The sequence below is a fragment of the Pseudomonas sp. C 49-2 genome (genome assembly GCF_003970195.1).
Classification (GTDB): domain Bacteria; phylum Pseudomonadota; class Gammaproteobacteria; order Pseudomonadales; family Pseudomonadaceae; genus Aquipseudomonas; species Aquipseudomonas canadensis.
Map to the genome: position 1 here is coordinate 144,413 of NZ_RXYG01000010.1, position 13,541 is coordinate 157,953.

At 61.0% G+C, this 13,541-nt stretch carries 11 protein-coding genes and 1 tRNA gene; 5 read left to right on the top strand and 7 right to left on the bottom strand.

Translation table 11 applies throughout. The features are described from left to right. Positions 1 to 16: 16 nt before the first annotated feature. The 3 genes from EJ576_RS20465 to EJ576_RS20475 all read right to left on the bottom strand — a co-directional run bounded on the left by EJ576_RS20465 (position 17) and on the right by EJ576_RS20475 (position 2,977). The gene (locus EJ576_RS20465) at positions 17 to 1,738 is read right to left on the bottom strand and encodes a ShlB/FhaC/HecB family hemolysin secretion/activation protein (RefSeq protein WP_126570971.1); all 1,722 of its coding nucleotides are present in this window, start codon (positions 1,736 to 1,738) and stop codon (positions 17 to 19) included. Between the two features lie 206 nt (positions 1,739 to 1,944). Further along, positions 1,945 to 2,020 (bottom strand) — tRNA-Asn (locus EJ576_RS20470). Between the two features lie 60 nt (positions 2,021 to 2,080). After that, on the bottom strand, positions 2,081 to 2,977 hold the full coding sequence (locus tag EJ576_RS20475; protein WP_126570972.1) for a LysR family transcriptional regulator: 897 nt from the start codon (positions 2,975 to 2,977) through the stop codon (positions 2,081 to 2,083). Positions 2,978 to 3,079: 102 nt separating this feature from the next. On the opposite strand from EJ576_RS20475, the gene lldD reads away from it, so the two are divergent. Continuing rightward, a complete protein-coding gene (gene lldD, locus EJ576_RS20480) occupies positions 3,080 to 4,210 on the top strand; it encodes an FMN-dependent L-lactate dehydrogenase LldD (protein ID WP_010208917.1) in 1,131 nt (376 codons plus the stop codon). Here lldD and EJ576_RS20485 read toward each other — a convergent pair. Genes EJ576_RS20485 through EJ576_RS20495 form a run of 3 tightly spaced genes read right to left on the bottom strand, consistent with a single transcriptional unit; the run spans position 4,207 to position 7,783 of the window. Further along, positions 4,207 to 5,439: a CaiB/BaiF CoA-transferase family protein gene (locus EJ576_RS20485; protein WP_126570973.1), complete on the bottom strand. Its 1,233-nt coding sequence runs from the start codon at positions 5,437 to 5,439 to the stop codon at positions 4,207 to 4,209. The two genes, lldD and EJ576_RS20485, sit on opposite strands and share 4 nt — an antisense overlap. Positions 5,440 to 5,465: 26 nt before the next feature. Next, a complete protein-coding gene (locus tag EJ576_RS20490; RefSeq protein ID WP_126570974.1) occupies positions 5,466 to 6,995 on the bottom strand; it encodes a 3-hydroxyacyl-CoA dehydrogenase in 1,530 nt (509 codons plus the stop codon). A 2-nt stretch (positions 6,996 to 6,997) separates the two neighbouring features. After that, positions 6,998 to 7,783, bottom strand: a complete 786-nt coding sequence (locus EJ576_RS20495) for an enoyl-CoA hydratase (RefSeq protein ID WP_016976408.1) — start codon at positions 7,781 to 7,783, stop codon at positions 6,998 to 7,000. Positions 7,784 to 8,045: 262 nt separating this feature from the next. On the opposite strand from EJ576_RS20495, the gene EJ576_RS20500 reads away from it, so the two are divergent. The 4 genes from EJ576_RS20500 to EJ576_RS20515 all read left to right on the top strand — a co-directional run bounded on the left by EJ576_RS20500 (position 8,046) and on the right by EJ576_RS20515 (position 12,678). After that, positions 8,046 to 8,891, top strand: a complete 846-nt coding sequence (locus EJ576_RS20500; protein ID WP_122555173.1) for an IclR family transcriptional regulator — start codon at positions 8,046 to 8,048, stop codon at positions 8,889 to 8,891. 69 nt (positions 8,892 to 8,960) lie between these two features. Next, positions 8,961 to 10,115, top strand: coding sequence for an acyl-CoA dehydrogenase family protein (locus EJ576_RS20505; RefSeq protein ID WP_028617230.1), 1,155 nt, complete (start codon positions 8,961 to 8,963; stop codon positions 10,113 to 10,115). A gap of 54 nt (positions 10,116 to 10,169) precedes the next feature. Beyond that, positions 10,170 to 11,444: an MFS transporter gene (locus tag EJ576_RS20510; protein WP_028617231.1), complete on the top strand. Its 1,275-nt coding sequence runs from the start codon at positions 10,170 to 10,172 to the stop codon at positions 11,442 to 11,444. A gap of 307 nt (positions 11,445 to 11,751) precedes the next feature. Continuing rightward, positions 11,752 to 12,678, top strand: coding sequence for a GGDEF domain-containing protein (locus tag EJ576_RS20515; protein WP_028617232.1), 927 nt, complete (start codon positions 11,752 to 11,754; stop codon positions 12,676 to 12,678). Positions 12,679 to 12,699: 21 nt separating this feature from the next. Here EJ576_RS20515 and EJ576_RS20520 read toward each other — a convergent pair whose 3' ends face one another. Continuing rightward, positions 12,700 to 13,500: a TenA family transcriptional regulator gene (locus tag EJ576_RS20520; RefSeq protein ID WP_122725784.1), complete on the bottom strand. Its 801-nt coding sequence runs from the start codon at positions 13,498 to 13,500 to the stop codon at positions 12,700 to 12,702. Positions 13,501 to 13,541 lie beyond the last annotated feature (41 nt).

Genomic DNA, 13,541 nt, shown 5'->3' on the forward strand with positions numbered 1-13,541 from the left:
AAAGGGCGGTAAAAATTTAAAGGAAGAAATCCATGCGGAAATAGATCGGCGCTTCACGTTCCGTGATCGGGTCCGGTCGTTCCAAAGAGTGTGCAAAGGTCACCGTGGCCGCGACGTTCTTGCCGCGTGCAAACAGTTCCAGGGAATTGCTGCTCATGCGCCCATGCTGCTCGGCGTTGTAGCGACCATGGCGGACCACGCCCTGGTCGTAGCCGAGGCTGGTGCCGTATTCGGTCAGCACGGGTTGCAGCCAGGCCCAGGTCACCGGGCGGCTCCAACGCAGGTCGTTGCGCCAATAGCCGCCGCTGTCGCCGGAGAGCATCTGATCCTTATAACCACGAATCGATGACTGCCCGCCCAGGCTTATGCGCTGGGGGCTGAACAGCACGTCCTCACTGCGCTGGCCGGTCATCAGGCTGCTGAAGCTCAACGACTCGCCCCACAGTTTGAACGGGTACAGGTAGCTCACGGTTGCGGTGTATTTGCGGTAGCGCGCATCAGCCTGACCCGGCCGTGGGTTGTGATTAGCCTGGGCGTCGAAGGCGCCAATGCCGTCCTGCATGCCCAGGTCGATGTTAAGGAATGACTCGCCAATGCGCCGACCGTGGTTGATGCCGAACTGCGCTTCGCTGAGACGGTTGCTGCTCAGGGCCAGCTTGCTGTCTTCGATGAAATTATTGGTACGCAGGTAAGCCACGCCAGTGCTGAGGGAGGTTTTGCTCAGCGCGTCACGGTGAATGACTCGCTCCAGGCGCAACTGGTGGCTCTGGCTGTCGCCCGACTGCTTGAAGTTGAAGTTGTTGGCCTGGGCCAGGGAGCGGTATTCGGACTCGCTGTAGCTGTAATTGAGGTTCCACCAGCCAAACGGCAGGTTGTAATTGAGCATCGAGTTACGCGAGGTTTTCTGGTGGTCGCTGACGGCATCATGACCGCCACGCAGGGAAAGCTGGTCGGCAAGGCCAAGCGGGTTATCCCAATCGAGACTGGCGCCCCATTGCTGCTCACCGGTGCTGCGCTGACCGCCGTTATGGCGTGACAGCCCAACGCGCCAGGGCTTTTGTGGGGTGTTTTTGACCAGTACATCGCTGCCGCCCACTTCTTTACCCGGCGCCAGTTCCATCTGCGCCTGATTCGACGGCAGGCGGTTCAACTGGTCGACCATCTGCTCAATTTCGCGCAGGTTAAGCAATTCACCCTGTTTACCTGGAAAGCTCATCCCGAGTTGGCGGTCGGTGATGCCGCTGCCCTGCGCGCCCTTCAACCCTTCCAGTCGGCCTTCGACTACTTGGATCTTGAGCACGCCACTGGAGAGGTCCTGCTGAAGCAAGTAGGCACGGCTGGTAACCAGCCCTTTGGCCAAGTAGCGGTCAGTGATGACCTTGAGCACCTCATTGAGTTGCGGCACGCCCAGGCACTGGCCAATGTAGGGCTGGATCAGCGCTTGGCGTTCGCGTTCAGAGAGCGCGTCGGCACCGGAAACTTCGAGGGTCTTGATGGGAAAGCAACGAGTGTCGACGGGGGCCGTTGGCGCAGTGGGCGCGACGGTTTTCCCTGGCAGGTCCTTGAGCTCTTCGAGGCGACGCTGCTGCTCTTCGAGCAAACGGTCCTGACGGTCACGAATCAGATCGGTGATGCCCGGCGTGTTCTGCGGGGCGGCGGCTTGAGCCAATCCGGCTGCGCTCAGGCAAAAAAAAGCGGACAGCAGGCCGAGCCCGGTCCGGCGTAACAAACGCCACATTAATAGATCCCTCTATATGGCACAGAGCCATCAATGAGCGGCGATCATAGGGTGGCGATATAGTGGCGTCAATTAAATGTATGAATTTGTTTCAACATCGATACAGAGACGGCTGAATGCTGGCCGCGTTGTACGTCTGATCACGCTGGAGAAATCCAGGGCAAAAAAAAGCCTGCATCTCTGCAGGCTTTTTTTATGTCGCTATCTGGCTCCACGACCTGGACTCGAACCAGGGACCCAATGATTAACAGTCATTTGCTCTACCAACTGAGCTATCGCGGAATGCGCCGTATGTTACTGATTAAAAAGGATAAGTCAAGCGCTCCCTTACATTCGGTGTGATTAAACCGGATGACCGGTTGAATCGGCGTGTTCCCTTGCCAACTCCAGCCAGGCCAAAGCCGCCGGTGGCAGATGGGCGCTCGAGCGCCAAGCCAGGGCGATGTGCCAGTCGGTGTGGGGTTCATCCAACGGGATCAGGGCGATGCCAGCGTGTTGATGTTTGTGCGCCAGCATGCGAGGCACGAAGGCCACACCCAGTCCCGCGGCGACCAGGTCGATGATGAAGTCGATCTGCCCGCTGCGTGCGGTCACCTTGGGGGTGACGCCTTTGCGCTCGCAGGCAGCGAGGATCTTGGCGTTGAGGGCAAAGCCGGCTTCGAAGAGGATGAACGGTGAATCGGCCAGGTCAGTGAAGTCGATGCGCTTGCGCTGGGCCAAAGGGTGGCTGATGGGCAGCACGGCCATCAGCGGCTCATTGCGCACAGGTTGGTAGTCGAAGTCTTCATCCACCGGCAGCAGCAGCGCCGCCAGGTCGACCTCCCCCGCTTCCAGGCATTCGCGCAGCTTTTTGCTGCCGTACTCGGTGAGTTCGATGTCGATGTCCGGGTAGCGGCTGCGGTAGGTCGCAAACATCGTCGCAAACAGCACACCGCAGCCCACCGGCGGCAGGCCGATACGCAGCACGCCACGCTTTAGACAGCGCAGGTCGTTGATCTCGGCCACCAAGTCGTTGCGCTCGGCAAGCAGCACCAAGGCTCGGCGGTAGGCGATTTCGCCGGCAGCGGTGAGTTCGTTACGGTGACCCAGGCGGTTGAGCAACGGTGTGCCCAGTTCATCTTCCAACGTCTTGACCGCCTTGCTCACGGTGGATTGGGTCAGGCACACCACCTCGGCGGCCTGGGAGAAACCACCCTGGCGCACCACTTCGACAAAGGCACGCAATGTTCTCAGGTTCATCGGTATTCCTTCGGCGACTGACCACCAGCGATAAAAGTTGTTTTTATCATGCCAGAGAATTGCCTATCCTGACTCCACCTTGCCTTGTGGAGCCCTCCAATAATGATCATCTCGTCCGCCTCCGACTACCGCGCAGCCGCCAAGCGCAAGTTGCCGCGCTTCCTGTTCGACTACATCGACGGCGGCGCCTACGCCGAACACACGCTGCGTGCGAACAGTTCGGACCTGGCCGAGATCAGCCTGCGCCAACGCATCCTGCGCAATGTGGACAACCTGAGCCTGAAGACCACGCTGTTCGGCCAGGAGCTGGACATGCCGGTGATACTCAGCCCGGTGGGCCTCACCGGCATGTACGCGCGACGTGGCGAAGTGCAGGCGGCCAAGGCGGCGGCGAACAAGGGCATTCCGTTCTGCCTGTCGACGGTGTCGGTGTGCCCGATTGAAGAGGTGGCATCGCAGAGCGCGCAGGCGATCTGGTTCCAGCTGTATGTGCTCAAGGACCGTGGTTTCATGCGCAACGCGCTGGAGCGCGCGCAAGCCGCGGGCGTCACTACATTGGTGTTTACCGTGGATATGCCCACGCCCGGCGCGCGTTATCGCGATGCCCACTCGGGCATGTCCGGACCGTTCGCAGCACAGCGGCGCATGCTGCAAGCCGTCACCAAGCCGCAATGGGCCTTCGATGTAGGACTGATGGGCCGGCCCCATGACCTGGGCAACATCTCCAAATACCTGGGCAAACCCACACACCTGGAAGACTACATCGGCTGGCTGGCGAACAATTTCGACGCCTCCATCAGTTGGAAAGACCTGGAATGGATCCGCGAATTCTGGAAAGGCCCGATGATCATCAAAGGTATTCTCGACCCTCAGGACGCCAAGGACGCAGTGAGTTTCGGTGCCGATGGCATCGTGGTCTCCAACCATGGCGGTCGCCAGTTGGATGGCGTGCTGTCCACTGCCAAGGCCCTGCCTCCGATTGCCGATGCGGTGGGCGACGATCTCACGGTTTTGGTGGACTCCGGCATCCGCTCCGGGCTGGACGTGGTGCGCATGCTGGCCTTGGGTGCCAAGGCCTGCCTGCTGGGGCGTGCCACCGCCTACGCGCTGGCCGCCGACGGCCAGCACGGCGTGGAAAACCTGCTGGACATCTTCGCCAAGGAAATGCGCGTGGCCATGACCCTCACCGGCGTCACCTCCATCGCGCAGATCGACCGCTCTACCTTGGTCTAACCCTGCTGCTCGACGATCCCTCGCGCCTTGAGTTGGGCCAGTTGCTGCGCCGACAAGCCCAACCGTTCACCGAGGATATCGTCGGTGTGCTGCCCCAACCTCGGCGCCGGCCGCACGTATTCCACGGGCGTGCCGGACATTTTGATCGGGCTGCCGACCATGGCAAAGTCCGGGTTCTGCGGGTGTGGGATGTTCACCATCAGGTTGCGCGCGATCACCTGGGGTTCTTCCAGGGATTGTGCAATCGAGTTGATCGCCCCCACCGGCACCTTCGACGCATGGATGCATGCCACCCACTCATCGGCGCTGCGCCCCAGGAAGTGCGCCGAGAGCAACGCGACGATGTCTTCGCGATGGGCCACGCGGTCGGCATTGCGACGGAAGCGCGGGTCCTCCGGCAAGTGCGGCAGGCCGATGCTCTGGCACAGGGCGATGAACTGGCTGTCATTACCGCAGGCGATGATGAAGTCACGGTCGGCGGCGCGGAACACCTGGTAAGGCACGATGTTGGCGTGGGCATTGCCATAACGCTGCGGCACCTTGCCCGACGCGAGGTAGTTCATGCTCTGGTTGGCCAACGTGGCGACTTGCACGTCCAACAACGCCATATCGATGTATTGACCAACGCCGGTGCGCTCACGGCTGAGCAATGCAGCCTGGATCGCCACGGTGGAATACAGGCCGGTCATCAAGTCGGAAAACGCCACGCCAACTTTTTGCGGACCGCCGCCCGGCAAATCATCACGCTCGCCAGTAATGCTCATCAAGCCGCCGATGCCCTGGATGATGAAGTCGTAGCCCGGCTCTTCGGCACGCGGCCCGGTCTGGCCGAAACCGGTGATGGAGCAATACACCAGGCGCGGATTGATCTCGGCCAGGGTCGCGTAATCCAGGCCATAACGGGCCAGGGAACCGGCCTTATAGTTCTCGATCAGTACATCCGAGCTGGCCGCCAAAGCGCGTACCAATTCCTGACCTTCGGGAGTGGCCATGTCGATGGCCACGGATAACTTGCCGCGATTGGTCGACTGATAATAAGAAGCTTCGCCGGACGATTCGCCGGTGTCGGTCTTCATCCAGGGCGGCCCCCAGGCACGGGTGTCGTCGCCGCTTTTCGGGCGTTCGATCTTGACCACTTCCGCGCCAAGGTCAGCCAACACTTGCCCACACCAGGGGCCGGCCAACACACGGCTTAAATCCAGTACCCGCAAACCTGTCAATGCACCCATTGTTCTTATCCTGTGAGGTTGGGAAATCAGCCGGCTGTCGGCTCTTCATGGCGCAGGGAAACACCCAGCATCGCCCGCCGCCGTAACCAGGGGCTGGGGCGGTAACGTGGGTCGTGGGTGAGTTCGCTCATGCGCTGCAAAATCGTAAGGATCCGCCGAGGCCCAAGGGCATCGCCCCAAGCCAGCGGCCCCTTGGGATAACCGAGTCCCAGTTGCACGGCCTGGTCGATATCCTCGACGCTGGCGATGCGCTGCTGGGCAATATCACAGGCCAGGTTGACCACCATCGCCAAGGTGCGCTGGACCACGAAGCCAACGCTGTCGCCAATCACCGTGACGCCCACACCGTCTGCTGCGAGCAAAGCGTGAGCCGCATCGCGCATGGCGGGCGAAGTCAGTGGGTTCTGCATCAAGGTGCGATGACGCGACAGGTCCGTCAGCAGGTCGATGCACAGGGTGCGCGCGGGGTCGGTGTCGAAGCGCACGCAGGCGCTGGTGGCGTCGCGGCCATACGGGGCCAGCAGGCACAACGCCTCAGGCGAAGGTTGCGCGGCGTGTTCCAGATGGGCGCCCAGGTTGATCACCAGGGCGCTCAAGCGCTCGTAGTCTTCACTGTTTTCCGTGGCGATCCAAACCGGCGGTCGCGGGTTTACAGTCGGTACGGGTTGAGGCTGAGGGGCATTGATGAGCTGGCCGTTTTCATACTGATAGAACCCATGCCCGGTCTTGCGCCCAAGACGTCCAGCCACCAACATCTGCCGGGTCAGGGGCGACGGTTTGTAGCGGGGCTCCTGATAGAACTGGTTGTAGATCGACTCCATCACCGGGTGCGACACGTCCAGGCCGGTGAGGTCCAGCAACTCCAGCGGCCCCATCCGGAACCCGGCGCCGTCGCGCAGGATGCGGTCGATATCACCGCGCTCGGCGATGCCCTCATCAAGCATCTTCAACGCTTCAGTACCAAAGGCACGACCGGCGTGGTTGACGATGAAACCCGGCGTGTCCTTGGCGCGCACGCCGCGATGGCCGATGCGTGCAGCCAGGGCCAACAGCGCGTCGCCAACCTTTGGCGCGGTGGCCAGGCCGTCGATCACCTCCACCACACGCATCAGCGGCACCGGGTTGAAGAAGTGCAGCCCGGCCACGCGCTCAGGGTGCTGGCAACCGGTGGCGATAGCCGTGACAGACAGCGAAGAGGTGTTGGTGGCGAGGATGCAGGTCGGGCTGACGATGCCTTCCAGCTGTTGCAGCAGACCCCGTTTGGCATCGAGGTTTTCCACGATGGCTTCGACGACCAGGTCGCAATCGCTCAGGTCATCAATCGCCTCGGCAACCCGCAGGTTGGCCAGCGCCGCCTCCATCGCGGCCTGGCTGATCTTGCCCTTGCCCACCAACTTGGCAAAGGTGCCGCTGAGATTATCCCGAGCCGATTGCGCAGCGCCTTCACGGACATCGAACAGATGCACCACCACACCGGCCTGGGCCGCGATTTGTGCGATACCGGCGCCCATGACGCCAGTGCCCACCAATCCCATCGTATTCAGGGTGTCGGTCATGCTTATTCCCCCCGGTAGTGCGGTGTGCGTTTCTCGAAGAACGCGGCGGCGCCCTCCTTCTGGTCCTTGGAATCAAACAGCAATTGGAACGCCTTGCGCTCCAGCACCAAGGCGCTTTCCAGCGGCAGGTCGGCGCCGGCCAGCATCACTTCCTTGATCTGCTCCACCGCCAACGGCGGCAATGCGGCAATCTGCGCAGCCAGTTCCAGGGCGCGGGGCAGTGTCTGGTCGTCGCTGACCATTTCGCTGAGCATGCCCATCGCCAGCGCTTCTTTCGCGCTGACCATGCAGCCCGTGAGCGCAATGCGCATGGCCTGGAATTTACCCACCGCGCGGATCAGGCGTTGAGTGCCGCCCGCACCGGGCATCAAGCCGAGCTTCACTTCCGGCTGGGCAAATCGCGCCGACTCGCCCGCTACGATCAGGTCGCAATGCATCGCCAGCTCGCAGCCACCGCCCAGGGCAAAACCGTTGACGGCGGCAATCACCGGCTTGGGGCAACGGCTGATGGCTTCCCACAGGTATTCAGTGTGGCGGCGGTACATATCGATCGCGCCCGCACTGGCGAACTCCTTGATATCCGCGCCGGCCACGAAGAACTGCTCGCCACCGGTCAGTACGATGGCGCGCACATCCTGGCGTCGGGACAGTGCGCGGAAGTGCTCGGCGAGGGCTTCACGCACCTGGGCGTTGAGGGCGTTTTTCACTTCAGGGCGGTGGATACGCACCACGGCCACGCCATTGTCATGGATGTCGAGGGTCACCACGGGTGAGTTGGCGCTGGTCACATTCACTCCTGCTGCACTGTTCTTGTTAGTTGGATTGGCGCATGTTTCGCTGTGCGAAATAACATTCCGTATTTGACAATTAGCATAAGTACCGACCCCGCTGGTGTAAACGGAAAAACGCGGACAATGCTCAAACCATCGACTAACTCGCTGTTTTAAAGGGTTTTATCTCATCTTAAAATCAAGGCGCAAAAGATTGCTTAGTTTCGCAGTGCGGAATACTATTTTGTTTTGTTGATTTTATAAAAAAATGAGGATTACCATGCGCCGTCGAAACCCCGAGCCGGACAGCACAGAAGTTTCCGCTTTCGAGCATGTGTTGATCGACCCGATGAACAACGATGAGGAGGAAGACAAGGATCGCCAATTCGTCACCGCCCTGGCCCGTGGCCTGGAACTGCTGCGCTGTTTCACGCCGAGCGAAAGCGTGCTGGGCAACCAGGAACTGGCGCGCAAGACCGGCCTGCCGAAACCGACGATCACCCGCATGACCCACACCCTGACCCGCTTGGGTTACCTCAAGCACCTGCCGCAGTCAGGCCGGTATCAGTTGGATGTGGGCGTGATGGCCTTCGGTTACGCGATGTTGTCGAACCTGTCGATCCGCGCCGTGGCTCATCCGTTGATGGAGACCATGGCCAAGTACGCCCAGGCGGCCGTTGCGATGGCCACTCGGGACCGCCTGGACGCGGTGTACCTGGACGTGGTCCAGGGCGAAGCGAACATGACCATGCGCCGCCAGGTCGGCACACGGTTGCCGTTGCACTTGAGTTCAGCAGGCCGCGCCTGCCTGGCAGCAATGCCGGAAAACGAGCGGGAGTTCATTCTCGACCATATCCGCCAGCGCCATCTGGAGGACTGGCCGAGCATCCGCAAGGGGCTGGAACGCGCCTTCCGGGACTACACCGATTTCGGCTATTGCATGTCGATCGGTGAGTGGCACCGCGATGTCAACGCCATCGCCGTGCCGCTGCGACACGCACAACACGGCTTGCTGGCGTTCAACTGTGGCGGACCGAGTTTCCACCTCTCCCGGGAGAAACTCGAAGACGACATCGGCCCACGCCTCAAGCACATGGTGAACAACATCGAGGCCGCCACCCGCTAGCTGGACCGGTGCATGGCCTCGGCAGATTGACGATAACAGGCCCGCCGAACGGGCCGCTGAGGAATGCACATGATCCGAGACGCACAAACGCTTCATATCCTGGTGGACGCCATTGCGCAGTTCGTCGACGAAGCGCTGATCCCACGGGAAAACGAAGTCGCCGAGACCGATGAAATCCCGGCGGACATCGTCAGCCAGTTCCAGGACATGGGCCTGTTCGGCCTGACCATCCCCGAAGCCTACGGCGGCCTCGGGCTGACCATGGAAGAAGAGGTGACCATCGCCTTTGAACTGGGGCGCACCTCACCGGCCTTCCGTTCCTACTTCGGCACCAACAATGGCATCGGCTCCATCGGCATCCTACTGGATGGCACCGACGCACAGAAAGAGCACTACCTGCCGCTGTTGGCCAGCGGCGAGCTGCTCAGCTCATTCTGCCTCACCGAGCCAGACTCGGGCTCCGACGCCGCCTCACTGAAAACCACCGCCGTGCGCGATGGCGACCACTATGTGATCAACGGCACCAAGCGCTTTATCACCAACGCGCCCCACGCCGGGATTTTCACCGTGATGGCGCGCACCGACCCGGCGATCCGTGGTTCGGCCGGTATCAGTGCATTCATCGTCGAACGTGACACACCCGGCCTGTCCCTGGGCAAACGCGACCACAAGATGGGCCAGCAAGGCGCCCACACCAGCGACGTGATTTTCGACAACGTACGCGTGCCGGCCAGCCAGTTGATCGGTGGCGTGGAAGGCGTGGGCTTCAAGACCGCGATGAAGGTCCTCGACAAAGGCCGCCTGCACATCGCCGCCGTCAGCGTGGGGGCTGCCGAGCGCATGTTGAACGACGCGCTGAACTACGCGATCGAGCGCAAGCAATTCGGCCAGCCGATTGCCGAGTTCCAGCTGATCCAGGCCATGCTCGCCGACAGCAAGGCCGAGATCTACGCCGCACGTTGCATGGTGCTCGACGCCGCCCGCAAGCGCGACGAAGGCCAGGACATCGGCACCGAGGCGTCGTGTTCGAAGATGTTCGCCACCGAGATGTGCGGCCGCGTCGCTGACCGTTGCGTGCAGATCCACGGCGGTGCCGGCTATATCAGCGAGTACGCCATCGAACGTTTCTACCGGGATGTGCGTCTGTTCCGCCTGTATGAAGGCACCACGCAGATCCAGCAACTGGTGATTGCCCGCAACATGATTCGCGCGGCGCAACGCTAGGACTCACCGCACCACCATACCCAATGCCCTAACAACTACAAGCAAGGTATCGCTATGGAAGTCGCCGCATCGGCGGGCGCGTTGTCGCCTGCAAAAAGCAAACTGTGGATCGTCGTTTTCATCTTCTGCTTCCTCGGCCTGTTGATCGATGGCGCGGACCTGATGTTGCTGTCCTACAGCCTCAGCAGCCTCAAGGCCGAGTTCGGCCTGACCAGCGTCGAAGCCGGCAGCCTGGGCAGCTTCACCCTGGCCGGCATGGCCATCGGTGGTATCTACGGGGGCTGGGCCTGTGACCGTTTCGGCCGGGTGAAAACCGTGGTGTGGAGCATCGTGCTGTTTTCCGTGGGCACGGCGATCCTGGGCATGACCCACAGCTATTGGCAGTTTGCAGCCACCCGGTTTTTCGCCTCCCTCGGCCTGGGCGCGCTGTATGTGGCGTGCAACACGTTGATGGCCGAATACGTGCCGACCCGCTACCGCACCACCGTGCTCGGCACCCTGCAGGCAGGTTGGTCGGTGGGCTACATCGTTGCCACCCTACTGGCCGGTTGGATTCTCCCGGAGCACGGCTGGCGCTGGCTGTTCTACGTGGCCATCATCCCGGTGATCCTCGCCGTGCTGATGCAACGCTTGGTGCCGGAGCCTCAGGCCTGGTTGACCGCGCGCGCCGAACGGGCGAAAGACAAAGCCAACGGTAGCCAGGACGTCCTGAAGAAAAAGCCCGATGGCATGTTCAAGCTGATCTTCAGCGACCCCAAGGCCAGCCGTATGTTCCTGCTCTGGGCCCTGACCGCAGGCTTCCTGCAATTCGGTTACTACGGCGTGAACAACTGGATGCCGTCGTACCTGGAAAGCGAGCTGGGGATGAACTTCAAGTCGATGACCAGCTACATGGTCGGCACTTATGCGGCGATGATCTTCGGCAAGATCCTCGCGGGCCTGGCGGCGGACCGTCTCGGTCGACGCGTGGTGTTCGCGTTCGGCGCTCTGGGCACGGCGATCTTCCTGCCGGTGATCGTGCTGTTCCAGAGCCCCGAGAATATCCTGTGGATGCTGGTGGTGTTCGGCTTCCTGTACGGCATTCCCTATGGCGTGAACGCGACCTACATGACCGAAAGCTTCGAAGCCAAGTTTCGCGGTTCGGCGGTGGGTGGTGCGTACAACATCGGCCGTATCGGCGCGGCGGTGGCGCCGGCAGCCATCGGCTTCCTGGCGTCCCATGGCTCCATCGGCATGGGCTTTTTGGTGATGGGCGGCGCGTACTTTATCTGCGGTGTCATACCGGCGTTGTTTATTCGCGATAAACAGTTCGATCCGCAGAAACAGTAAGGCCACCGCTTAGTTGCCAATTAACTGGCGTCATCACCCAGCGACTGCTTTTAGCGATAAAAGCAGTCGATTGATTTATATGACTTTTTATTAGTTTGAAGCGATTTGGCATGAATCTCGCTCTAACCTTATTCAAGCAGGTTAAGCGATGACAAGACGTGCGGCAGCGCCCAGGGGTTATAACCCTGTGCAAAGCGGTCTAAACTGTTACTCATGTTTTACGGAACTGAAGGAACAGTAAGACGCTTGGCATTCGCCACTCTCATCGAGCCTGTAAGACAGCCCAGTGCTTAGAGGCCGATCGCTTATGAAAACACCCACCCAGACCAACGCAATTGACTTTGACAGTGCCAAATTGCAACGCCTGGGGTTTGGTCAGCCATCCCTCCTCCCACGCCGCCCCACGACGCTGGAGCAACTTCGCCAGCAACTGGGCCTGCAATTACAAACCAGCCTGGAGCCGGAGCGCATCCTCGGTGTGTTCTTCCGTGAGATCCAACGCCTGGTGCCCCTGGACGCCTTGCAGTACCGCCATCAAGCCAGCGACCTGCGCCTGGAGTTCGGCCATCGCGGCCATCACTCAGTGAGCTATAGCCTGAGCCATGAAGGCGAGCACCTGGGCGAGCTGATCTTTCGTCGCAACCAGCGCCTGGCGGAAGAAGAGCTCGGCCAGCTCGAATCCCTGCTGGCCACCTTACTCTACCCAATCCGCAACGCCCTGCTCTACCGCGCCGCCACCCGCAGTGCCTTGCGCGACCCGCTGACCGAGACCGGCAACCGTATAGCCATGGACCAGACCCTGCAACGGGAAGTCGACATGGCGCGCCGGCACCTCAATCCGCTGTCCTTGCTGATGCTCGACATCGATCACTTCAAGATCATCAACGACACTTACGGCCATACCGCTGGCGATAAGGTGCTGCGCGCCGTCGCCGGGGCGATCAAGCGCCAGTTGCGTAACGTGGATATGGTGTTCCGGTTTGGCGGGGAAGAGTTTCTGATCCTGCTGTCCAACACGGGCCGGGATGCCGCTGCGATGGTCGGTGAGCGCCTACGCCAAGCGGCGCAGGCCCAGGATTATTGGGCGGATGACACGCGGATCGAATTGACGGTGAGCCTGGGCTGCTCGACTTTGCTGGCCGCAGAGTCTACCGAAAGCCTGCTGCGTCGGGCCGACAGCGCCTTGTATGTGGCCAAGCGAGAGGGTCGCAACCGCCTGGCAATGGCGGGGTAAGCCCCCGCCACTCTCATTTCATCAAGCTTCGCTGGCGACCCGCACCTGGCGCTCGCGCACCACGGCTGGGGTCTTTTCTTTCTCCAGGCGCATGCAGCTTTCCAAGAACAGGTACATGTAGTCGTAGCTCTTGCATACGGCCTGGCGCAGCTCGGTCTGCAGTTCCTTGGTCGGGTTCATCCCGGCCAGGGTGCAGATGATTTCCAGGGCTTCCCATGGGTGGGCATCATCGTACTGCGCGTGCATCTTCAGCCACTTCATCGCACGCTTGCGCTCTTCCTCTGGGAAAGCCGCCGCATAGACGCCGGTAGAACACACCACGGCGGACCATTCACCCGTGGCGCCCTCGATCGCATAGTTGGTCGCGGCAATGGCCACGATCAGCGAGTCGGCAGAACTGGTGTGCCAGCACCAATGGCTCAGCGCGTGCAGTTCCGGTGGTACGTTCTGGGCCTGCAATTCCTCCAGGCTCACGCCGTGGGCACGGGCCCAATGCACCCAATAGTCGGCGTGGTTGAGTTCCACGCGAATATTGCGCATCAGCCAGCGGCGCGCCATGTCCTCCCCAGGATGGCGGGCAAATTTGGTCTTGGTGAGGTTCTGTGCCATGTACAAGGCAAACTGTTCCACCACGGGCCATCCACCGATCAGGTAGTGGCGCATAGTCTTGGCGCTGAGCGTGTTGTCGCGCATACGCTGGTACAGTTCGTGTTCGACAACGCGGCGCTTGCTCTCGCTACAGTCCAGGATCAGTTTCTGAGCCCAGGCAGGGTAACTGGAGGCTTCCATAAGCGGGCCGGTTCTGATGAATGTGTCGATCACTGTTAAGGTTCCTTTTTAAGTGTGATTGTACAGACCAGCGA